We start from the raw sequence: 23,505 nt of genomic DNA, 5'->3' as shown, positions 1-23,505 counted from the left end.
TTGTAAAGGAAAATACATTGACAAACTATTTTTTGACTAGTATAATTCAATTTGTTATTTTAGGGGTGAAGGAAATGAAATGGACCTTAAAAGAAATCCAAGAACATCATGGTGAACCACTACATTTTTCGGAAACGATTAATCGTGAAAAGTCATTGATGGAGCGGGATAGCGAAATTCTGGCAGTGTCAGACATTAAAGCAAATGGTTTTTTATTATATGAAGATCATGCCGTACTTGCCAATTTCCAGATCGATTTAATGATCACCCTGCCTTCGTCGCGCTCACTGGAACCGGTGGAAATAAAACTGAATGTGCCCATTACTGAATTTTATGTGGAAGATGAAGAAAAGTATCTGGGTTTTGATGACCCAGCTGAAGTTATCATTCCTATAGAAGGGCGTGAGTTGGATTTAATTCCAGCAATTGAGGATGCGATCCTTCTTCATTTACCAAGTCAGGTACTTACAGAAGAAGAACGTACTTCGAATGTCATGCCAACAGGAAATAATTGGGTTGTTGTTTCAGAAGAAAACTACCAACAACAAAAAGCGAAGGAAAAAGAAGAGCATATCGATCCGCGCTTTGCGCAATTGAAAGGTCTTCTGATAGACGAAGAAAACGAAGAATGAACAATCAGCTGTATGATTTATACAGTACTCATTACAGGGAGGTGTAAGGAAATGGCAGTACCTAAAAGAAGAACATCCAAAGCACGTAAGGCTAAAAGACGTACTCATTACAAGTTGCAAGTACCTGGTATGAATGCATGTCCAAATTGTGGCGAAATGAAAAAAAGTCACCACGTTTGTGCTTCATGTGGTCATTATGACGGCAAAGAAGTAGTATCAAAAGAAGCATAATTTCATACATGAAAACCGACGGACAAGTTTTTAAATTGTCTGTCGGTTTTTTGTTTGTTTACCAAAAGAGTAAATGAGGACTCCTTTTTTATTTCGAAAACTATTTCATTAAATAGAAAGTACTTTTTTGGTTTGTTTCCCATAGAAATAGAGTAAACTAATAGTAATAGATTTAGGATCGAAGATAAAGGATGCGATAAAATTGATGAAGATAGATAGCCTTGAATTATTTTTATATATGATACCTGTACTTGAAATTATTTTGATCCACCTTTTTTTTAAACCATTTATTCAATATCAACCTCATTTTAAACTTTCTGTCACAGATGTCGTCGTACCTATCTTATTAGTTGAATTCATATATTGAGTGTCCGAGTATTAACATATAGTCTTTTACCTGTTTTCTTATTCGTTATTTTTTTAGTTGGCTTAGGAACTCTTTTCTACTTTTATATAAGAAAGAAGAATATTTCAGAAGGAAAAATATTTTCACTTTTTTTGAAAGTGAGTTTCATAACGGGATTCCTTTTGTATTACGGTTTAGTATTTGTACGGATCACTCAAGTGGCGAATATATAAAGAGAAGGAAACGATAAAAGAAGGAGATATTTATGAACGTATTACTGTACTCAGAGGGAATGAAATGGATTAGTAAATCTGGTTTAGGAAGGGCAATTGAACATCAAAAGACAGCATTAAAGTCAGTGGGAGTAACCTTTACAACAGATGTCAATGAGAAGGTTGATGTTGTTCATATTAATACTTATTTCTTGAAATCCTATCATTTAGCTAAAAAAATGAAAAAGAAAAACATTCCAATCGTTTACCATGCTCATTCGACAGAAGAAGATTTCCGGAACTCTTTTCTATTTTCCAATCAACTATCACCTTTGTTTCGTCGGTGGATTGTCCATTCCTACAACTTAGGAGATGTAGTAGTAACTCCCACTGAATATGCAAAAGAATTATTAATTCATTCTGGAGTAACGTCTCCCATTGTAGCGGTTTCGAACGGAATTGACCTTTCTTATTACCAAGAAAATAAAGAAATGAAGAATAGGTTCCGTGAAAAGTATCACTATCATCTAAAAGATAAAATTATTATGTCAGTTGGATTGTATATCAAACGAAAAGGGATTATTGATTTTGTAGAGTTAGCGAAACGTATGCCGGACTATCAGTTTATCTGGTTTGGTTTTCTCAATCTTAACCAAGTTCCTAAAGAAATTAGGCTAGCAGTAGAAACAGAGCTACCCAACCTTATTTTTGCGGGATATGTTACTCCTGAAGAGTTAAGGGATGCATATGCTGGAACCGATCTTTTTTTCTTCCCAACGTATGAAGAAACGGAGGGGATTGTTTTGTTAGAAGCAATGGCTATGAAACAAAATATTCTCGTTCGAGATATCCCTATTTACAAAATTGATTTTGTAGAAGATGTCCATGTGTATAAAGGAAAAACCAACGATGATTTTAAACTGAAAATAAAAATGATCTTAGAAGGTTCTCTGCCTTCTTTAAAAGAAAATGCTTCTGAAAAAATTAAAGACAAAGATATTACTAAAATAGGGGAACAATTACTATTTGTATATAAGAAAGCAATGGGAATAAAATCCCCACTTTAGTAAAAGGAAGAAAATAAATACGTTCTCATTTTCCATATTTTTATCTATTTAAATGACTTGGGAATGTCTTTATAATAATATATATTCACAGTGAAATCTCTTTTTGGAAAAATCCAGGAAGAGATTTATTTTTTTGCCAAAAATCCCTATAATTTAGTGGTGAGAAGTGGGGGGATGTGGTAGACTGAAACTATATTGAAAAGATGGGGAGATTCTTATGCTAATCGGTGAATACAAACATAACATCGATACCAAAGGACGCTTAATTGTACCTGCTAAGTTTCGTGAGGAATTAGGAGAAACGTTTATCCTAACACGCGGATTAGATGGTTGTTTATTTGGGTATCCAATGGAGCAATGGGGAATCTTACAAGAGAAGCTAAAACAGCTACCTCTTTCCAAAAAAGATGCTCGTTCATTTGTTCGATTTTTTTATTCTGCAGCTGTTGAAGCAGATATCGACAAACAAGGGCGGATCAATATACCTAATAACTTACTTGATTATGCAAAAATTGAAAAAGAATGTCGTGTTGTAGGCGTTTCAGATCGAATTGAAATTTGGAGTGAACACAAATGGGAAGAATTTGCCGAATCGGCAGAAGCTTCTTTTGAGGACATTGCTGAAAATATGATTGATTTCGGATTATAGGGGTAGAATAAAATGGCAGAATTTGAACATGATAGTGTATTACTAGAAGAGTCTATTGAGGGGTTAGCAATCAAACCTGATGGTGTATATGTAGATTGTACGTTAGGTGGCGCTAGCCATAGTCGTAAAATACTTGAAAAACTAGGTCCAAATGGTCATTTATTTGCATTTGATCAAGACCGTACGGCTATCGAGAATGCTGAAAAGGAATTAGCTGCTTACATTGAAAAAGGTCAAGTAACGTTAATTAAATCAAATTTCCGTTTTTTAAAAGAAGAATTAAATCAGTTAGGAATAACAGAAGTAGATGGGATTTTATATGATTTAGGAGTTTCATCTCCTCAATTGGATCAAGCTGAAAGAGGGTTTAGTTACCGTTTTGATGCTCCTTTAGACATGCGAATGGATCAAGATCAAGAACTGACGGCTCAACATATTGTTAATGAATGGGCCTATGCAGACCTTGTGAAGATATTTTATCGCTATGGAGAGGAAAAATTCTCTAAGAGGATTGCACGCAATATAGAAAGTTTAAGAGAGAAACAACCCATTGAAACAACAGAAGAATTAGTTGAGGTTATTAAAGATAGCATTCCTGCTCCTGCACGTAGGAAAGGTGGCCATCCTGGTAAACGTATTTTCCAGGCACTACGGATTGCTGTAAATGATGAGCTATCTTCTATTTCTGATTCAATAGAAGATGGATTAGAGTTGTTAAAAGTTGGTGGAAGAATGAGCGTGATTACCTTTCAATCTTTGGAAGATCGTATTGTAAAGGTAATGTTTAAAGAAGTATCTACTGCTGAAGAAATTCCAGCAAATCTTCCTATCTTACCCAAAGATATTGAAATCGATTATCGATTGATAAATCGAAAGCCACTTTTACCAACGGAAGAAGAATTAACAAAAAATCGACGATCGCAAAGTGCAAAATTACGTGTAATTGAACGACTAAAAAAATAAATATAAAAAACGAACCCTTATGAACAGATGAAAGGAGTGTAATGTATGGCAACTCCAGAATATGCAGAAGACATATATAGCCAAGCGTTACCATATGAAAATCCGCAACAAAGTCCAAAACAAGCACCAACTTCTCCTGAAATTAATGAACCACAAAAGAAGACGAGAGTATTCTCGAAAAAAGAAAAAAGTTTGATGAGTATGTTCACGATTGTTACGCTGTTATTGTTCTTTGGAAGCTTACTAACTCAAGTGATTCTTTCTAACCAAAATAGAGGTTTTCAAGATCTACAAAATGGGAACACTGCCATGGCTATAGAGAATTCTAATTTAGAGCAAGAAGTACAAGAATTGTCACGTTATGATCGTATTATAGAAATGGCTGAAGAAATGGGACTTGAAATGAATGAAGCTAATGTGAGGAATGTAACAAGATGAAAGAGAAAAATAATCCATTTAAAAACCGTCGAAATATGACAAAAATCATGATGTTATTAACTGGGTTGACTTTTCTACTGTTCGCCTATCGCTTTTCATCGATCATGATTACAAAAAAGGTAAACGGCGAAAACTTGAGCGAGCATGTTAATAATTTATATACCAGAAGTAGTATCCTTGCCGCAAAAAGAGGTTCCATCTATGATATAGGTGGAAATCCTATTGCTATGGATGCTACTTCTTATTCATTATTGGGAGTATTGACTGATGAATGGAATGAAGATAAGGATAACCCTCAGCATATTATTGATAAAGAAAAGACAGCACAAGTGCTCTCCACGCATATTGACATGAGTAAAACGGAAATATTAAATGTTTTACAACAAGAAAATGTTAATCAAGTTGAGTTTGGAAGAGCGGGAGTTAATTTATCCTACAGTACGAAAGCTGATATTGAAGAAGAAGAGCTTCCTGGTATTGTTTTTGTAGAGACTCCTTCTCGTTTATATCCAAATGGAATATTTGCATCTCACTTAGTTGGATACGCAGCTGTGGATAAAGAAGACGAAGAAGAGAACGAAGAATTGCTGACGGGTATGATGGGGATCGAGCAGGCATACGATAGTATGTTGAAAGGGCAAGATGGAAAGACCATTGCACAAAAAGATTCTCAAGGATATACCATTCCACACACAGAGATGGTTTTGGAAGAACCTGTTGATGGAAAGGATATTTATCTGACTCTTGATACAAGGTTACAGATTTATCTTGAAACATTAATGACAAAAGTGTATGAAGAAGCCGAGCCAGAGGCAATGGTAGCAACGCTCGTTAATCCTAAAACAGGTGCAGTTGTGGCTGCAACACAACGTCCTACATTCAACGCTACGACAATGGAGGGAATCGATTCTAAATGGCAGAATCTTTTGATTGAGGAATCTTTTGAGCCTGGATCTACTTTTAAAATTCTTACGATTGCCGCAGCAATTAACGAAGGAATCTTCCGTCCGAATGATACCTTTATGTCAGGTTCTATTAATGTTGAAGGAGGCACTATTCATGATTTTAACGTTGTTGGTTGGGGTGAAATTTCTTATCTAGAAGGTTTCGCTCGTTCTAGTAATGTGATGGTTGTAAAGCTAGTAGAGCAAATGGGATTTGAAGTCTGGGAAGAATATATGAAGAGTTTTGGGATTGCAACTGCCACTAAATCAGGATTATTGAATGAAGCAACTGGGGATTATAATTACAATTATCCTTTAGAAAAAGTCAATACCTCTTTTGGTCAAGGGGTCACAGTCACTCCTTTTCAGTTGATTCAAGCATTTACTTCTGTAGCAAATGACGGAAAAATGATGAAGCTTCAATATATTAGTAAAATAGTTGACTCTGTTACAGGGGAAGAAAAAGTAATGGAACCAGAAGAAATATCTTCTCCAATTAGTAAGGAAACAGCTGAGACTGTTTTAAATTATTTAACGGAAGTGGTCTATGCAGATTATGGTACGGCATCTGCTTATCAAATAGAGGATGTTAGAATTGGAGCAAAAACAGGTACAGCTGAATTAGTGAATGCTGAAACAGGTAAATACTATACAGGATGGAATGAGTACTTATATTCTGTTGTAGGATTTGCACCGATTGATGATCCGAGCTATATCCTTTATGTTACTTTGAAGCTACCAAAAAATGTAGAAGAAAAATCATTCTCTACTTATTTATCGGAAGTGTTTAATCCAATGCTGACACGTGCAGTAGCCTATGATGAATTAGGTGCGGAAAATACTCAAGAAAGCTATGAGGGAAGTATTCCCAAAGTGACAAGTATGAACAAACAGGAATCGATTGATTCTTTAGCAGAGCATGGTTTTTACTCTGTATCTGTAATAGGTAGTGGGAGCCAAGTTGTCCAACAATATCCTTTTGCAGGAACGAATATATTATTGAATCAAAGAGTTGTTTTAATGACAGAAGGAGCGATGACCATGCCAGATGTTCATGGATGGTCTAAAGATGATGTCTTGAAAATATCGGAACTGACAGGTACCCCCTTCCAGTTTGTAGGAGAAGGATATGTCGTGGATCAGGGAGTTTTAGAAGGAGCAGTCTTGAATCCTGATGAACCAGTCAAAATTATTTTGGAGTAAGTTGTGCCTTTTAATGGATTTTAGGCTAACATGCCCACATCCATTAAAAGGTAAAATACAATAAAGGAGGAACACATATGGATTGGACAGAAATGCTGATGCCGTTTGTTATTAGTTTTGGTCTAACAATTAGTATCATGCCTGTTTTTATAGGGTATTTTAAGATTCGTCAATTTGGTCAAGTTACAAGAGAGGAAGGCCCTTTGTGGCATGAAGTGAAAAGTGGTACACCTACTATGGGTGGAGTTGTGTTTGTATTATCTGCAACATTTACGTTAATTGGCTCCGCAATTTGGAAAAATGTTTTAAATACAAATACCTTTATGTTACTTTTCACACTACTATTTTTTGCAGTCATTGGGTTTCTAGATGATTTTCTAAAAATATTCAAAAAACAAAATGAAGGATTAACTTCTAAACAAAAATTTTTAGCTCAATTATTTGGTTCAACTGTTTTTGTTTTGCTTTATTATTTTAGTGGATCAATCCCTATGATTTCCGTGCCATTTATTGGTCCCGTGAGTAGTTGGATTCTCTTCGCTATCTTCACAATTGTTTGGATTACAGGTTTTTCAAATGCTGTTAACTTAACAGATGGTTTGGATGGCTTGGTTGCTGGAACTGCTTTTTTTGCTTATGCAGCTTATGCATATATAGCTTATACTCAACAACAAGTAGAAGTTTTATTATTTTGCCTCGTAATTATCGGAGGCTTGCTGGGATTCTTTTTCTTTAATAAAAAACCTGCAAAAATATTTATGGGTGATGTTGGTTCTCTTTCTCTTGGAGCGGGATTGGCAGTTGTTTCCCTTGCTTTGCATCAAGAATGGAGTTTGCTAATTATTGGATTTATCTTTGTAATAGAAACGGCTAGTGTAATTTTACAAGTAGGTTCTTTCAAGCTACGTGGAAAAAGAATCTTTAAAATGAGCCCTATTCATCATCACTTCGAAATGAGTGGATGGAGTGAGTGGCGTGTCGTTCTTACTTTCTGGTTAATAGGTCTATTAGCAGCTATTTTAGGACTACTACTAGTAGTTTGATGGAGGATGATTCATTTATGGAAACTAGAAAACATACACGTTTTGAAAATAAAAAAATACTCGTTTTAGGATTGGCTTTAAGTGGTTTTCATGCTGCGAAGCTGTTGTTAGAGCTAGGAGCTTATGTAACGGTCAACGATGCAAAAGAGTTAGATGAAAATCCAGATGCACAAGAATTGATTACTCTGGGAGCTAAAGTAATCACGGGTCAACATCCTTTAGAACTTTTAAACGAATCTTTTTCGTATATGGTGAAAAATCCAGGCATTCCTTATTCAAATCCAATGGTCGAAAAAGCATTAGAAATGGGTATACCTATTTTGACTGATGTAGAAATTGCGGCGGATGTATTGGAAGCTAATTTAATTTGTGTAACGGGAACGAATGGTAAAACGACTACGACTACAATGATTACAAATATATTAAATCAAGATCGAGTTTCAGGGAAAGCATATAAAGCTGGAAATATTGGGATACCAGCGACTTTAATTGCGGAAGAGGCAAGTGAAAATGACGATGTAATTATGGAATTGTCCAGTTTTCAACTAATGGGAATTGATCAATTACATCCTCATATTGCCATCCTTACCAATATTTCAGAAGCACATTTAGATTATCATGGTACTAGAGAAGAATATGTAAAAGCGAAATGGCGAATAACTGAAAACCAAATAGCAACAGATTATTTAGTATTAAACTGGGATCAAGAAGAATTGCAAATGCTGTCTAAACAAGCAAATGCTCAAATAATTCCGTTTTCGCGTATGCAAACACTAGACGGGGGAGTTTACATAAAAAATGATGCCATTTATTATGGTGATGAACGTGTGATGCCTCTTTCTTCCTTACGGGTGCCGGGTTCTCACAATATAGAGAATGCTTTGGCAGCAATTGCTGTAGCAAAAATAGAAAAAATACCCAACCAAATCATTGAAAAAGCATTCTTGTCGTTTCATGGTGTAAAGCATCGGATTCAGTATGTCGATGAAATAAAAGGAAGAGTTTTTTATAATGATTCCAAAGCAACGAATATTTTAGCTGCACAAACAGCACTCGATAGTTTTCCAAATCAAAAAGTAATCTTGCTTGCTGGTGGATTAGATAGAGGGAATACCTTTGATGAACTCATTCCATTTTTAAAAAATGTAAAAGCGATGATTGTATTTGGAGAAACAGCAGAAAAATTAGCTCAGACAGCAAAAGAAGCCGACATTAGTGACGTGAAAATTTCAAAAGATGTCAGGACAGCAGTAATCGAAGGATATGCTCGGAGTGAAGAAGAGGATGTAATTCTACTTTCTCCAGCTTGTGCAAGTTGGGATCAATATCAAAATTTTGAAGTACGTGGAGATCAGTTTATAAAAGCTGTGCAAGATTTAAAGGAAAAGAAAGATGAGGTGAATGGGCCGCTGTAGGCTCTTCTTATGAAAATACTATTATCTGGCGGGGGGACAGGGGGACATATCTATCCTGCTCTCGCTCTTATGAATCGACTAAAAGAGTTGTATCCAGATGCTGAATTTCTCTATGTAGGAACAGAACGAGGAATGGAAAGTACAATCGTCCCCAAAGCTGGCGTTCCTTTTAAATCGGTTGAGATACAAGGACTACGTCGTTCCCTCTCTTTAGAGAATTTAAAAACCATTTACCTCATGATTAAAAGTATTTCGAAATCTAAAAAGATAATAAAGGAGTTTTCGCCTGATGTCGTGATTGGAACGGGTGGATACGTATGTGCACCCGTTCTTTATGCAGCTTCACGGTTAGGAATACCAAGTATAATCCATGAACAAAACTCTGTAGCAGGTGTTACTAACAAGTTTCTGGCTCGCTATGTAAGTCGGATTTGTCTGTGTTTCGAAGATGCTCGCGCAGACTTTAGTAAGTATCCAGAAAAAAATGTTTTTACAGGAAATCCTCGTGCGCAAGAAGTAGCGAATATCAAACAAGAAGCCTCTTTGACGAATTATGGTCTTCAAAACGAATTACCTACCGCGCTTATTTTCGGAGGTAGTCGCGGAGCAGCTAAAATTAATCAATCCATGGCCGAAGCGATTCCTCTGTTCAAAGAAAAAGGCTATCAAGTCATTCTCGTAACAGGAGAACAGCATTTTGAGAAGATTACTTCACAAGTAGATTCATTAGGTGAAAATCTTGAAAATGTGCGAATCGTTCCTTATGTAGAAGAAATGCCAGCATTGTTTAAAAAAGTAAACGTAGTTGTTTGCCGTAGTGGTGCTACTACTCTAACTGAATTAACAGCTCTAGGAATTCCTAGTATTTTGATTCCTAGTCCTTATGTAACGAATAATCATCAGTTGAAAAATGCACAGAGCTTAGAGAAAAAAGGTGCTGCCCTTATCTTAGAAGAAAAAGAATTGGATGCAAAAGTAATGTTTGAAGCAATTGATTCATTGATGATGAATCAAGAAAAACAAAAAAATATGGCAGAAGCTGCACGTAGTTTAGGTATTCCTGATGCCGCTGATCGCTTAGCGGCAGTGGTTAAAGAAGTAATCGAAGAGTAAAGGTGGTGGGATAATGTTTGAACGCTTTCGTCCGTTTAAGTCCTTACATATAAAATCCCAAAATAAAAAAAGATAAAGGCTCAGACGCCTTTGCAACAAGCACAAATGGAATATGCTAGAAAACAAGAACAAGAAAGTGAAGCAATAAAAGATAGGCAAGAGAGTTCAACAAGTTTTTCAATTGAGGAGAAAATGGAAAAACCGAAAGGAGAGGCCTCTTTTCCTAAATTGAAAGCAATGTTCAACAAAGAAAGAGAAAAACCAAAAAAAGAAGAGCAAAAAAAGATATCCTATCTTTTTCTTTATACATTTTTTATATCTGGAATTTTAATTACGGGATATCTACTTTCTTCTTATGGGCATGTTAATCATGTACATGTAAGGGGAGATACGCAAATTCCAGAACAACTCATTATTGATGCAAGTCATATCACGAGTCAAAAAACCATGCTGGGTGTTATTACAAGTGAAGAGAGTATTACAAAAGAAATAAAAGAAGAGTTGCCACAAATAAAAAAAGTAGAGATAAACTGGCAAGGGCTAAATGATATTTCTTTGTCTGTCTCTGATTTTCAAACGATTGCCTACATCGAAACTGAAATGGGCTATCAAAATGTTTTGGAGACGGGTATTATTTTAAAAGATATAGAGAAAATACCAAGAGGAAGTAAAATTATTCTCAAAAACTTTGAAGATGACTTGTATTTAGATACGATTGTTACGGAGCTAAATACAGTAAGTGAAGAAATTCAAAATAGCATTTCCGATATTAACTATACTGGAAATGCTGAGAATCCATATACGATCCTTTTATTTATGAATGATGGGAATCAAATAAAAGCAAATTTAAAAGATTTTTCCAATAAAATTAGCTACTATCCTGATATTTTAAATCAAATCGGTGAGCAAAAGGGAACGATTGATATGGAAGTAGGTGTGTTTTTCCAACCTTTTGACAAAGGGGAAAATACAAAAGATGATAAAGACCTTGTGGACTTAGAAATAGAAGAATAAGTTTTTTTGTCTATTGTAGAACCATTAATAGAAAAAACTCTCATATTAGTGCTGAATTTTGAGTAATAAGGAAAGAAGTAATAATAATTTTCGAAAAACTTCAAAAATGAGCATGAGGTATGCTAAAATATATAAGGTATAAACAATTTTATTAAAAATGAATTTTTGAACAAGAAATGATAACAGTCATTGCAGTTTAGTAGGTTAATAAATGGCTTAGCTTTCTAAAAAAAGCTTTCCCAAAATCGTTCGATACTTTGTGTGGAACGGATCAACGCCTCGAGACTGCGGGTTAAAAAGCGGAAAATGGAGGTTTCAATAAAAATGAAGAATCAAGGTTTGTTTGTCAGCCTAGATATTGGAACTACTTCAATAAAAATAGTTGTGGCAGAATATGTAAATAATCAGTTGAACATTATTGGAGTAGGGAATGAAGTGTCTAGGGGGCTTAGCCGTGGAGTGATTGTTGATATCGATGAAACGGTAGACTCCATTAAAAAAGCAGTAAGCCAAGCAGAAAAAAAGCAGATATTGCAATAAAAGATGTGATTGTCGGGATTCCTGGCAACCAAATTAATATTGAACCTTGTCATGGTATGTATGGGGTAGCAAATGAAAATAAAGAAATTACAGACACAGATGTAAAAAGTGTCTTTCATGCAGCAAAAGTAAGGTCATTACCTCCAGAACGTGAGATTATTTCAGTAATCCCTGAAGAGTTCATTGTAGATGGCTTCGATGGCATTCGTGATCCAAGAGGAATGATTGGTGTTCGACTGGAATTATATGCAAGTATGATTACCGGGCCTAAAACGGTAGTACATAATATAAAACGTTGTGTAGAAAGAGCAGGATTACATATCGAAGATATGGTTGTCCAGCCTCTAGCGGTTTCTAGTATTGCTATGAGCAAAGGAGAACGTGATTTTGGAACAATTTTAATTGATATGGGCGGCGGGCAAACAACATCCTCCGTAATGCATGACGATCAATTAAAATTTGTATACGTTGATCCAGAAGGTGGAGAAAATGTTACAAAAGATATTTCCATCATTTTGAATACAACAATGGATCATGCTGAAAAGATAAAGCGAGATTATGGATATGCTGTTTCTGCAGATGCTTCAGATGAAGAATATTTTTCAGTTGAAATTATTGGAAAAGAAAATCCTGTACGTGTGGACGAAAAATATCTAGCTGAAATTATTGAGGCTCGTATCAATCAAACATTTGAAAATGTAAAACACGCACTCGATCAAGTGGAAGCACTTGATTTACCAGGTGGAATTGTTTTGACTGGTGGAGGATCTGCTTTACCAGGTGTATTAGAACTTGCTGAAGAAATTTTTGGAGTCAATGTGAAAATGTACATTCCAGAACAAATGGGAATGCGTAATCCAATCTTTGCAACAAGTCTTGGGCTTATAAAATTTATCGCAGAGCAAGATGATATTTATCAAGTGACCAAGAATAAGATACAAAACCCAGTATCAGCACAAACTCATAATCAAACATACACACAACCACCAAAACAAAAAATTGTACCACTTCAACAAAAAGAAGAGATAAATGTAGATCAAAATAGGCAAATAGCAGTACAAGAAACATACTCAACAGAACCTAAAAAAGCAGGAATCTTTGAGCAAATGAAAAAATTCTTTCAATCGATATTTGAATAAAAAAATTATTGTTAGTGAATACACAGATAAGTAGGAGGAAATAGAATGGAACTGGAATTTGACTCAATTATGAGCGGTGGAGCAATTATTAAAGTTATTGGTGTAGGTGGTGCAGGAAGTAATGCGGTTAACCGCATGATCGAAGAAGATGTAAAAGGTGTAGAATTTATCGTAGCAAATACAGATACACAAGCACTTAATGCATCTAGAGCTGAAGTGAAAATTCAATTAGGACCTAAACTGACTAAAGGGTTGGGCGCAGGTTCTATACCGGATGTAGGTCGTAAAGCAGCAGAAGAAAGTGAACCACAAATTGCTGAAGCATTAGCTGGAGCAGATATGATTTTTGTAACATGTGGAATGGGTGGCGGTACTGGTACTGGTGCAGCACCGGTTGTAGCAAAAATTGCTAAAGATCAAGGAGCTCTTACTGTAGGAGTTGTTACTCGTCCATTCAGTTTTGAAGGACCAAAACGTGGTCGCTTCGCTGCCGAAGGAATCGCAGACCTAAAACAAAATGTAGATACATTGGTTATTATTTCTAATAATAGACTACTAGAAATTGTTGATAAAAAGACTCCAATGTTAGAAGCGTTTCGTGAAGCTGATAACGTATTACGACAAGGTGTTCAAGGAATCTCTGATTTGATTACATCACCTGGTTACGTTAACTTAGACTTCGCAGACGTAAATACAGTCATGAAAGATCAAGGTTCTGCTTTAATGGGTATTGGTGTCGGAAGCGGAGAAAATCGTACTGCTGAAGCAACTAAGAAAGCTATTTCTTCACCATTATTAGAAGTTTCTATTGATGGTTCACAACAAATTCTATTGAATATTACTGGTGGATCTGACTTGACTCTATTCGAAGCACAAGATGCAACCGATATTGTTGCACAAGCATCTACTTCTGAAGTCAATATTATCTTTGGTACATCTATTAATGAAAGTCTGGGCGATGAAGTGATCGTTACTGTTATTGCAACAGGTATCGATGCTGAAAAACGTAAAGAAGAGAAAAAAGCAGCTAATCGAGGCGGTAGCCCTTTTAAAGGACGTAAAGAAGCAGGCTCTCAAAATGCACCTTATCAAGAGCAACCAGTAGCAAATGAAAAAGAAGAAGAACAACCAGCTAAAGATCTTTTTGGTGACTGGGATATCCGTAGAGATACAAATGTAAGAGAACAAAGTAACCAACAGCAAAAAGAAAATTATCCACGTTACCAGCAAGGTAATGAAGATCATGACTCAGATGACGATCAAATGGAGACACCTCCGTTCTTCCGTAAAAGACGTCGATAAGCAAAATGGAAATTTTTGAAAACTCTAAAAAAGTTGAACAAAAAATACAGCAGAGCTTGGAGAAGTCGGGTCGTTCACCACAAGATTTGACTGTTGTAGCGGTAACAAAAACTAAAACTATTCCACAAGTCGAAGAACTTTATCAATTCGGTTATCGGCATTTTGCTGAAAATAGAGTAGAAGGATTCTTAGAGAAAAAAGAAGATATGAATTTGCCAGAGGTGAAATGGCATTTCATCGGTTCTTTACAAACGCGGAAAGTAAAGACAGTCATTAATGAAATTGATTATTTCCATGCCTTAGATCGAGAATCTTTAGCTAAAGAAATCAATAAAAGAGCAGACCATACGATAGCCTGTTTTGTACAGGTAAATGTGACAGGAGAAACTTCTAAACACGGAGTTTCTCCTGATGGTTTAGAATCATTTATTCATGTACTTAGTGAGTTCCCTATGGTTAAAGTAGTTGGTTTGATGACGATGGCACCTGTGGATGCTAATGAGTCTGAATTACATGAATGTTTTGGTAGATTGAAAAACTTACAGGAAGTGATAGAAGCAAAACAACTAGAATATGCACCTTGCAGACATACAAGTATGGGAATGAGTAATGACTATGAAATTGCTATTCAAGAAGGAGCAAGTTTTGTCCGGATTGGATCTGCTTTCTTTGAATGAAATAAAACAACCCAAGAAAGATGAGGGATTATTGTGACTCTAAAAGATAGTATGCGTAGTTTGTTTGGAATGGATGTAGAAGATGATGAGTGGAAAGAAATGGAAGTAAACACGGACAACATGTATTCTCAAGATTTAAAAGAAACGATTAGTAGAGAAGAAACCCGTGCTAATTCTTCACAGAAATCAAAAGCAAACGTAATTCCTATGGGACAACATAATTCCGTACCAAAGACGAACATTCATATTCTAGAACCACGAGTGTATTCTGAGTCTCAAAAAATTGCGGATTACTTATTGAAAAATGAAACAGTTCTCTTGAATTTTAAAAGAATGGAAAGAGATCAAGCTGTTAAAATAATTGATTATGTGATGGGTTGTGTATATGCACTCCACGGTGATATTCAAGAAGTAGGGGATGGAATCTTCCTTTGCACACCAGCTACGGTAGAAATTACTAGTTTAAATAAAGACGATTATGAAAATTTTTACTAATAAACAAATTTAGAATCATCTAAATATTGTACATAGAAAGGAGCTTTAGATGGCTAACATTTTAGTATGGCTAATAAGGAATCTTCCAGCAATTTTTAATGCTTATTCTACATTATTAATTATATATGCATTAATGAGTTGGTTACCGAATGCACGAACATCGGGATTGGGCCGTTTTATTGCACGACTAGTGGAACCGTATCTAAACTTCTTCCATCGTTTTATTCCACCAGTAGGAATGGTTAGTTTTAGCGTTCTTTTTGCGCTTCTTTTCTTACGATTGGTCGAATATGGCACGCGCGTTATACTGGTGTTCCTGTTTAATCTGCTTGTCTAAATATTAGATTGGAGGAGAAACAGTTGGAACAAGTATTTCAACATTTTCGAAAAGAAGAGCAACCATTTATAGACACTGCCCAATCTTGGATTATTCAAGTTAGGGAACAATATGCTCCGTATTTAAGTGATTTCTTAGATCCACGTCAGCAATATATTTTAGAGATGCTGGTAGGGAAAAAGGGAGAAGTTCAAGTACATTTTTATGGAGGGTATGAAACTGCTGAACGTAAGAGAGCATTACTCTCTCCTGAGTACTTTAATCCTCAACAAGAGGATTATGAAATTCAACTCTATGAAATTCAATATCCAATCAAATTTTCTGAACTTTCTCATGGTAAAGTTCTAGGAACCTTAATGGGAATTGGTATGAGAAGAGAAATGTTTGGCGATATTATGTCTGATGGAGTAAGGTGGCAATTCTTTGTAGCGGAAAATGTAAGTAACTATGTAGAAACCCAAATTACAAAAATAGGTAAAGTAACAGTTCGACTTCAAGAAAAGGGATATGTTGATTTAATTGCCCCGATAGATAATTGGTCTCTTGAACAAGAAACAGTTAGTTCTCTTCGAATCGACACAGTTATATCATCTATTTACAATATTTCACGGCAACGAGCAAAAGAGTTAGTTGCAGGAGGAAAAGTAAAATTAAACTGGGCACAACATGAAAGACCAGATTTTGAATTAGGTATGTTCGATATTCTTTCTATAAGAGGATATGGTCGTATCCAAGTAAAAGAGATCATAGGTAAATCCAAAAAAGACAAATGGCGGGTACAGTTTGGTGTTCTTCGTAAATAATAATAGTTGAAGGGACGGTATGGCATGGCAATCACTCCATTGGATATTCAGCACAAAGAGTTTTCTGTAAAAATGAAGGGCTATAAAAAAGAAGAGGTCGACGATTTTCTTCAAGAGCTCAAAAATGATTATGAGAAAATACTGAAAGAAAATCGTGAAATACAAAAACAACTTGATTTTTCTGAAGAAAAAATTGAATACTTTAAGAACCTTCAGGACACATTAAACAAATCAATTGTTGTTGCACAAGATGCAGCCGATCGATTAAAAGAAAATGCTCGTAAAGAAGCTGAAATTATTCTTTTTGAAGCTGAAAGAAGTGCAGATAATCTTTTGAAAGAAGCGGCAGGAAAAGCTACAAAGATTAATCAAGAAACAGATGAAGTTCGCAAAGAAAGTAGAAACTTCAAACAAAAATTAAATCTTTTAGTTGAATCTCAACTTAATTTAATTCAAAATGAAGAATGGAGTGCCTTACTAAATACTGCTCCTGAAAAAGAATTAAATATACCAACACTAAATGAAGTTCTAATGAATCGCTCACGAAAAGTAGAAGACTTACTAGAAGACGCAGGTATAAATGATTCAGATCATATTCTTGCAGCTATTCAAGAGGATAATTCAGAAAATGATAAAGATCAAAGCGAAGCTATTGATGTTTCTGTTTAAAACAAGTAAAATCAAATTATTGATGAATGGAATAACTAATGAATAGATACTTTTAGCGAATTGACGATTGGTGAAAGGTCAATAAGTCCCTGTATTCTTTAGATCATCCAGGAGAATCTTTTTGAAAACTATTAAAAATAGTAAATAAAAAAGGTCGCTTAAACAGCGTTAAATGTTTCTAAAGGAAGCAATAATCAAATCATTTATGATTTCTTGTGCTTTAAATTTGGGTGGTACCACGAAGATTTCGTCCCTATCAGGGGTGGAGTCTTTTTATTTATCCCTAAAAAAGACTTTTAAAAAAATGGAGGAAATAATTCATGAAAATGAAAGACACTTTATTATTAGGAAAAACAAAATTTCCAATGAAAGCAAATTTACCAGTTCGTGAGCTAGAGCGTGAAAAAGAATGGGAAGAAAAAGAACTATACGAGAAACGACAAGAAAAAAATGCAGAAAAACCAAGTTTTGTCTTACATGATGGACCTCCCTATGCGAATGGAGCGATTCACATGGGACATGCTCTTAACAAAGTAAGTAAAGACTTTATTGTACGTTCAAAATCAATGTCAGGTTTTCGAGCTCCGTATGTCCCTGGTTGGGATACACATGGTTTACCAATTGAACAGGCTCTTTCGAACAAGGGCGTAAAACGCAAAGAAATGAGCGTAGCTGAATTTCGTCAGTTGTGTGCAGATTATGCTTGGAATCAAATTGATAGCCAACGGGCGGTCTTTAAACGCCTTGGTATCGCAGGTGAGTGGGATAATCCATATGTAACTCTTAAACCAGAGTATGAAGAAGCTGAAATCCGTGTATTTGGAAAAATGGCTGAAAAAGGATACATCTACAAAGGATTGAAACCAATTTATTGGTCTCCATCAAGTGAATCCTCTTTAGCAGAAGCAGAAATTGAATATAAAGATGTTAAGTCTCCATCTATTTACGTTGCTTTTCCAATCAAAGATGGAAAAGAGCTATTAGATAAGGACACATCCTTTGTTATTTGGACAACGACTCCATGGACCTTGCCAGCAAACCTTGGAATCTCTGTTCATGCTGATTTTAATTATGTCTTGGTAGAAGCAGATGGTAATAAGTATGTCGTTGCAGAAGACCTTTTAGAAACTGTTTCAAACGAAATTGGATGGGAAAATGTAAAGGTTCTGAAAGAATTTAAAGGAACTGAATTAGAGTATATGACTACTCAACATCCATTTTATAACCGTGAGTCATTGGTTATGCTTGGAGACCATGTTACCTTGGAAGCAGGTACTGGGTTAGTTCATACCGCTCCTGGACACGGGGAAGATGACTATCTAATTGGTAAAAAATATGGATTAGATATCTTATCTCCAGTAGATAATAGAGGATGTTTGACGGAAGAAGCTCCAGGATTTGAAGGAGTGTTCTACGATAAGGCTAATAAATTAGTAACAGAGCTTTTAGATGAAAAGGGTGCTTTACTCAAATTAGATTTCTTCGTGCATAGTTATCCTCATGACTGGCGTACTAAAAAACCGGTTATTTTCCGGGCAACTCCACAATGGTTTGCTTCCATTGAAAAATTCCGCCAAGATATTCTAGATGAAATTGAAAAAGTTGAATGGTTACATCCATCTGGTAAGATTCGATTATTCAATATGGTACGCGATCGAGGAGACTGGGTAATTTCTAGACAACGAGTATGGGGAGTACCGCTACCTATTTTCTATGCAGAAAATAATGAGCCAATCATTACTCCTGAAACAATTAATCATGTAGCTACATTATTCGGAAAATTTGGTTCCAATATTTGGTTTGAAAAAGATGCAAAAGATCTTCTACCAGAAGGTTTCACACATCCAGGAAGTCCAAATGGAGAGTTTACAAAAGAAACAGACATTATGGATGTTTGGTTTGATTCCGGTTCTTCTCACGAGGCTGTATTGCGCGGACGTTCCAATCTAACGTTCCCTGCTGATATGTATTTAGAAGGATCTGATCAGTACCGTGGATGGTTTAACTCAAGCTTAACAACCAGTGTAGCGGTTAATGGTGTAGCTCCTTACAAAACAGTACTATCTCAAGGATTTGTTTTAGATGGAGAAGGCCGTAAGATGAGTAAATCAATGGGAAATACTGTTCTTCCAGAGAAAGTAATTAAAAATATGGGAGCAGATATTATTCGTTTGTGGGTTTCCAGTGTGGATTACGAATCTGATGTTCGAATCAGTGATGATATTTTAAGACAAGTTTCTGAAACCTACAGAAAAATTCGTAATACTATTCGCTTCTTAATTGGAAATACAGAAGATTTTATTCCAAGTGAGCACCGTGTGGACTATGATCATATGCGCTCTGTAGATCAATATATGATGATTCGTCTCAACCAAGTAATTGATACTTGTACGAAAGCATATAAAGAATATAAATTTTCTACGATCTATCAAACCATCATGAACTTTTGTACGGGTGATTTATCTTCTTTCTATTTAGACTTTGCAAAAGATGTTGTCTATATTGAACGGGAGAACAATGAAGAACGTCGATCCATGCAAACTGTTTTTTATGATGTGATCGTCAGTCTTACAAAATTATTGACTCCAATTATTACTCATACTTCAGAAGAAATTTGGAGCTATTTGAAGGAAGAAGAAGAGTTTGTTCAGCTTGCTGAATTGCCAGAAGTAGAATTTAAAGAAGGCGCTCAAGATGTATTAGCGCAGTGGAATCAATTTATGCGCCTTCGTGATCATGTATTGAAAGCATTAGAACAGGCACGAAATGAAAAAATTATTGGTAAATCTTTTGAAGCTCATCTAACATTGTATGCTTCTGCTGAAGTCAAAGAACTCTTTGAGTCGTTAGATGCAAATCTAGCTCAATTATTCATTGTGTCACAATTAGATCTTCAAACAGAAACCGATTCTTCCGAAACTGAAAAAGAGGGCGTACAATTCCCAGGCTTGCGAGTAGTGGTACAACATGCTCATGGTGAAACCTGTGAACGATGTCGCGCAATTCTTCCTGAAGTAGGTAAAATTGAAGAAGCACCAACCCTTTGTGAACGTTGTTCAGATATTGTCCTTTCTGATTTCCCTGAAGCTTTAGTGGATACAGAGGACTAAAAAGGATACAAGAAGAACAGAACGACAACTTATTATGTTGTTTTTCTGTTCTTCTTTTCTTATATTTAATAAGGCTAAAAGATTACTTCATTTGGAAACGTTCTATAATAAGACTTGCATTTTTAAAGAATGTTCAGTATACTTATAATAGTAATTCAGAAGGATAAGTGTTTATTTTTATTTTAGTTTTACCAATAGTGTAAGATAAAGATAGAAAGCAACAATTATAATGAAGATTACAAGTAATTTTTTGGAGGTACAATATAATATGGAACAAGGTAAAGTAAAATGGTTTAATGGTGAAAAAGGTTTTGGATTTATTGAGGCAGACGGTGGAGACGATGTCTTCGTACACTTCTCAGCAATCCAAGGAGACGGCTTCAAGACTTTAGAAGAAGGCCAACCTGTTGAATTCGATATCGTTGATGGAAATCGTGGTCCTCAAGCAGCTAACGTTATCAAACTATAATATAGATAAGATAACTTCTGATATTTAAATTCAAAAGCGTGGTAGTCCTAGTGGCTATCACGCTTCTTATTTTTATATTTATTTATATTCAAATGAAAAAGGACCAAGAAAATTCTTGGTCCTTTTTTTAACTTTTTTAATTAGTTTTTTGATCCCATATTACGTAGTACTAATGATACGATGAATATTAGAATTACAGCACCAATCAAAGCTGGTAAGATAAAGAATCCTCCAATTTCAGGTCCCCATTCTCCAATAAGGGAAGTTCCAAGCCAAGAACCAATGAAACCTGCAATAATATTACCAATAATACCACCAGGTACATCTTTACCCATAATCGAACCTGCTATAGCTCCTAAAACTCCACCTACAATAAGTGTCCAAATCAATCCCATTTTTATTTCCTCCTCTTTTATAAACTTTAGCCTCAATTGAATAGTATCAACTGGCTATATCTATATTATAAAGTAAAGTTCAGATATTTCAAAATGATAACCATCGTGTCTTTTTTCAGTATATATTTTTAGTGTAGAGGAAATCATTTATTCAAAAAAGTAGAAGTCTACTTATTAGTAGAAGCTTCTACTTTTTGATTAAGAAGAATATAAGTCACTTTCTTCTTTTTGTAAATTTAACAAACGATCTTTTAGTTCATTCTCCATATGAGAAAGTTCTTTCTCTGCTTCTTTTCGTTTTGTACGTCCTTCTTTTTGGATCTTTAATGTTTCTGTTAAAGTATCTACTAAATCTTGTTGTGTTTTTTCTAGAGTTTCAATATCAATTACGCCTCGTTCGTTTTCTTTAGCGGTCTCAATAGCAGAAATTTTTAGCATTTCTGAATTCTTCGTTAGAAGATCATTTGTTGTTTGTGATACTTGTCTTTGTGCTGTGACTGCATCTTTTTGACGGAGTAGAGTCATTGCAATCGCCACTTGGTTTTTCCATAAAGGAATAGCTGTATGGATAGAAGCTTGGATTTTTTCTGCTAATGCTTGATTTGTATTTTGGATCAAGCGTAGTTGAGGTGCTTGTTGAATCGTCATCTGTCTAGTTAAACGTAAATCATGGGTCCGTTTATCTAAACGATCTAAAAATTGATTTAAGTCATTAACGATTTGTACGTCCATCTGACTTTGAGTTTCTTCTGCTTGAGTGATAGCTTCGGGAATTGTTTTTGTTTCTAATTGTTCCATCTTTACTTCACCAGCAGCAATATAAATATTTAAAGCATGAAAATAATCTTCATTCTTCTTATATAATTGCTCGAGCATGATGTTGTCATTCAATAATCCATTTTTTTCGCGTTCCAGTTTAATCGCTATTTTATCAATTTGAGCACCAATCTGTTGATATTTGGCAGTCATTTCATAAACGCTTTGTTTGATTTTACCAAACATTTTTCGGAAAATATTATTATCTTCTGCTCGCAAATCAGAAGGGCTTGCTTCATTTAGACGAAACATTAATTCGTTTAAGGAGTCACCAATATCCCCTGTATCTTGATTTTGAACGTGACTTAGCATGGAGTTCGAAAAATCGCCTAATTGCTTTTGGGCAGCAGCGCCATAGCTAATAATAGCTTGCATATTTTTTTCATCAATTTGTTCTGCTAAAGAATAGGCTTGTTTTTGTCTATCTGCTGGTAATTTTGAGATAAGTTTATCAGACTTAGTTTGATCACTTAATTCAGCTGGCTTTTCTGTCTGCGTAGCTGGATTCTCTAGTGAATCCGCAAATGGATTAGCTAACAAATCTTCTAGTTCTTGATTTACATTTTTATTTTCTGAGTCGTGTTTGTCCAAAGATATCCCTCCTATATTTCTTTTTCTGAAGGCTCACTAACCGTTGTATCCTCATGATCTCTTTTCAATACATGGTTGGCAAGTTCTATTTCTACATCCATATTTTCCAAGTCATTAGACATAAACGTTATATAGTCTTTTCTGATTATTTGACACATATGATCAATAGTAGAGGAACTTTTATTTAGAAAATCATATGTTTCCTTCGACTTTGCTACGTGTCCATCAATTTGTATATATTGTTGAGTGAGTTCTTTCAAATTTGGTAAATGAGTATAAAGGAAATGATTTACTTCATGAAGCCGTTCTGGTTGATCTGCAATATTCTTAAAAAAATCTTTTAAGATATTTAAAGTATTATTACGGGTCATAATAGCTTTTAATTTAGAACGGCTATTGATATTTTCTTCAATATTGTAAATCTGTTCTCGTGCTTCTTGCATAGCATTGCGAAACGTATTCATTTCCTCTTTAGTAAGACCTTTTGACTGATAAAAAGCTTCTTTTTCAGATGAAACACGATTTAGAGAAGTTGATTTTTTACGAGAATAAGTTGAACGACTTGATGTTCTTTTGTCATTTCCAGAACGATAGTATAAGAACGCGCCTAATAAAACCGTTAATATTAGGGAAGTCGCAAAGTCAATTCCGAACATGAAAAAGAGTACGGCAAGACAAATTAAGCAGGCTGCACTGGAAAAAGTATATTTTAACATTTCTTTTGCGTTATTTAGCATATTGGTAATCCTCCTTCATCACATTGCTTATTTCTTATCTTAATTTTAGCATACAAACAGGAGAGATATCCATCAGTCAAAAGAATGATTTTAAAGTGATGAAGGTTCGATTTTGATTGAAACTGATTAGGAATGTTGAAGTTGTTGAAAGATTT

General features: G+C 35.2%; 23 protein-coding genes and 1 pseudogene. 21 read left to right on the top strand and 3 right to left on the bottom strand.

Going from position 1 to position 23,505, the window contains the following annotated elements:
* Positions 1 to 74 precede the first annotated feature (74 nt).
* The 21 genes and pseudogenes from LZ578_RS09005 (at position 75) to LZ578_RS08910 (ending at position 20,811) form a co-directional block, all read left to right on the top strand.
* The gene (locus LZ578_RS09005) at positions 75 to 632 is read left to right on the top strand and encodes a DUF177 domain-containing protein (protein ID WP_235144841.1); all 558 of its coding nucleotides are present in this window, start codon (positions 75 to 77) and stop codon (positions 630 to 632) included.
* Between the two features lie 51 nt (positions 633 to 683).
* A complete protein-coding gene (gene rpmF, locus LZ578_RS09000; RefSeq protein ID WP_235144840.1) occupies positions 684 to 863 on the top strand; it encodes a 50S ribosomal protein L32 in 180 nt (59 codons plus the stop codon).
* 363 nt (positions 864 to 1,226) lie between these two features.
* Complete coding sequence (locus tag LZ578_RS12725; RefSeq protein ID WP_396326669.1) at positions 1,227 to 1,442, top strand: DUF3397 family protein; 216 nt, start codon at positions 1,227 to 1,229, stop codon at positions 1,440 to 1,442.
* Positions 1,443 to 1,474: 32 nt separating this feature from the next.
* Positions 1,475 to 2,488: a glycosyltransferase gene (locus tag LZ578_RS08995; protein ID WP_235144839.1), complete on the top strand. Its 1,014-nt coding sequence runs from the start codon at positions 1,475 to 1,477 to the stop codon at positions 2,486 to 2,488.
* Between the two features lie 217 nt (positions 2,489 to 2,705).
* A complete protein-coding gene (mraZ, locus tag LZ578_RS08990; RefSeq protein WP_235144838.1) occupies positions 2,706 to 3,137 on the top strand; it encodes a division/cell wall cluster transcriptional repressor MraZ in 432 nt (143 codons plus the stop codon).
* Positions 3,138 to 3,149: 12 nt separating this feature from the next.
* Entirely contained in the window at positions 3,150 to 4,100 is a 951-nt protein-coding gene (gene rsmH, locus LZ578_RS08985; RefSeq protein WP_235144837.1) for a 16S rRNA (cytosine(1402)-N(4))-methyltransferase RsmH, read from the top strand.
* A gap of 45 nt (positions 4,101 to 4,145) precedes the next feature.
* Positions 4,146 to 4,538: a cell division protein FtsL gene (ftsL, locus tag LZ578_RS08980; protein ID WP_235144836.1), complete on the top strand. Its 393-nt coding sequence runs from the start codon at positions 4,146 to 4,148 to the stop codon at positions 4,536 to 4,538.
* Complete coding sequence (locus LZ578_RS08975) at positions 4,535 to 6,685, top strand: penicillin-binding protein (protein ID WP_235144835.1); 2,151 nt, start codon at positions 4,535 to 4,537, stop codon at positions 6,683 to 6,685. Before ftsL ends, LZ578_RS08975 begins: the two co-directional genes overlap by 4 nt.
* 77 nt (positions 6,686 to 6,762) lie before the next feature.
* On the top strand, positions 6,763 to 7,728 hold the full coding sequence (gene mraY / locus LZ578_RS08970) for a phospho-N-acetylmuramoyl-pentapeptide-transferase (RefSeq protein WP_235144834.1): 966 nt from the start codon (positions 6,763 to 6,765) through the stop codon (positions 7,726 to 7,728).
* Between the two features lie 17 nt (positions 7,729 to 7,745).
* Positions 7,746 to 9,143 carry a UDP-N-acetylmuramoyl-L-alanine--D-glutamate ligase gene (gene murD, locus LZ578_RS08965; RefSeq protein WP_235144833.1) on the top strand — a complete coding sequence of 466 codons (1,398 nt, stop codon included), beginning with the start codon at positions 7,746 to 7,748 and terminating at the stop codon, positions 9,141 to 9,143.
* Positions 9,144 to 9,152: 9 nt separating this feature from the next.
* Positions 9,153 to 10,256 (top strand): undecaprenyldiphospho-muramoylpentapeptide beta-N-acetylglucosaminyltransferase, encoded by a 1,104-nt coding sequence (gene murG / locus LZ578_RS08960; protein WP_235144832.1) that lies wholly within the window; start codon positions 9,153 to 9,155, stop codon positions 10,254 to 10,256.
* Between the two features lie 90 nt (positions 10,257 to 10,346).
* A complete protein-coding gene (locus tag LZ578_RS08955) occupies positions 10,347 to 11,270 on the top strand; it encodes a cell division protein FtsQ/DivIB (protein ID WP_235144831.1) in 924 nt (307 codons plus the stop codon).
* 324 nt (positions 11,271 to 11,594) lie between these two features.
* A pseudogene (ftsA, locus tag LZ578_RS08950) lies at positions 11,595 to 12,949 on the top strand (cell division protein FtsA).
* Between the two features lie 45 nt (positions 12,950 to 12,994).
* On the top strand, positions 12,995 to 14,251 hold the full coding sequence (gene ftsZ, locus LZ578_RS08945) for a cell division protein FtsZ (RefSeq protein ID WP_235144830.1): 1,257 nt from the start codon (positions 12,995 to 12,997) through the stop codon (positions 14,249 to 14,251).
* Between the two features lie 5 nt (positions 14,252 to 14,256).
* Positions 14,257 to 14,928: a YggS family pyridoxal phosphate-dependent enzyme gene (locus tag LZ578_RS08940; protein ID WP_235144829.1), complete on the top strand. Its 672-nt coding sequence runs from the start codon at positions 14,257 to 14,259 to the stop codon at positions 14,926 to 14,928.
* A 33-nt stretch (positions 14,929 to 14,961) separates the two neighbouring features.
* On the top strand, positions 14,962 to 15,423 hold the full coding sequence (locus tag LZ578_RS08935; protein WP_235144828.1) for a cell division protein SepF: 462 nt from the start codon (positions 14,962 to 14,964) through the stop codon (positions 15,421 to 15,423).
* 49 nt (positions 15,424 to 15,472) lie between these two features.
* Entirely contained in the window at positions 15,473 to 15,760 is a 288-nt protein-coding gene (locus tag LZ578_RS08930; protein ID WP_255763851.1) for a YggT family protein, read from the top strand.
* Between the two features lie 23 nt (positions 15,761 to 15,783).
* Positions 15,784 to 16,563 (top strand): RNA-binding protein, encoded by a 780-nt coding sequence (locus LZ578_RS08925; protein WP_235144827.1) that lies wholly within the window; start codon positions 15,784 to 15,786, stop codon positions 16,561 to 16,563.
* Positions 16,564 to 16,587: 24 nt separating this feature from the next.
* Positions 16,588 to 17,232, top strand: coding sequence for a DivIVA domain-containing protein (locus LZ578_RS08920; RefSeq protein WP_235144826.1), 645 nt, complete (start codon positions 16,588 to 16,590; stop codon positions 17,230 to 17,232).
* A 320-nt stretch (positions 17,233 to 17,552) separates the two neighbouring features.
* Positions 17,553 to 20,342: an isoleucine--tRNA ligase gene (gene ileS / locus LZ578_RS08915; RefSeq protein WP_235144825.1), complete on the top strand. Its 2,790-nt coding sequence runs from the start codon at positions 17,553 to 17,555 to the stop codon at positions 20,340 to 20,342.
* 268 nt (positions 20,343 to 20,610) lie between these two features.
* Entirely contained in the window at positions 20,611 to 20,811 is a 201-nt protein-coding gene (locus tag LZ578_RS08910) for a cold-shock protein (protein WP_235144824.1), read from the top strand.
* A 140-nt stretch (positions 20,812 to 20,951) separates the two neighbouring features.
* Here the strand turns inward: LZ578_RS08910 and LZ578_RS08905 are convergent, their stop codons facing one another.
* The 3 genes from LZ578_RS08905 to LZ578_RS08895 form a co-directional block, all read right to left on the bottom strand.
* Positions 20,952 to 21,206 carry a GlsB/YeaQ/YmgE family stress response membrane protein gene (locus LZ578_RS08905; protein WP_235144823.1) on the bottom strand — a complete coding sequence of 85 codons (255 nt, stop codon included), beginning with the start codon at positions 21,204 to 21,206 and terminating at the stop codon, positions 20,952 to 20,954.
* A gap of 198 nt (positions 21,207 to 21,404) precedes the next feature.
* Positions 21,405 to 22,613 (bottom strand): toxic anion resistance protein, encoded by a 1,209-nt coding sequence (locus LZ578_RS08900; protein WP_235144822.1) that lies wholly within the window; start codon positions 22,611 to 22,613, stop codon positions 21,405 to 21,407.
* Positions 22,614 to 22,624: 11 nt separating this feature from the next.
* Positions 22,625 to 23,350 (bottom strand): 5-bromo-4-chloroindolyl phosphate hydrolysis family protein, encoded by a 726-nt coding sequence (locus LZ578_RS08895; RefSeq protein ID WP_235144821.1) that lies wholly within the window; start codon positions 23,348 to 23,350, stop codon positions 22,625 to 22,627.
* Positions 23,351 to 23,505 lie beyond the last annotated feature (155 nt).

The organism is Jeotgalibaca sp. MA1X17-3 (assembly GCF_021513155.1).
Lineage (GTDB): Bacteria > Bacillota > Bacilli > Lactobacillales > Aerococcaceae > Jeotgalibaca.
This window is presented reverse-complemented; position numbering and strand designations above follow the sequence as displayed.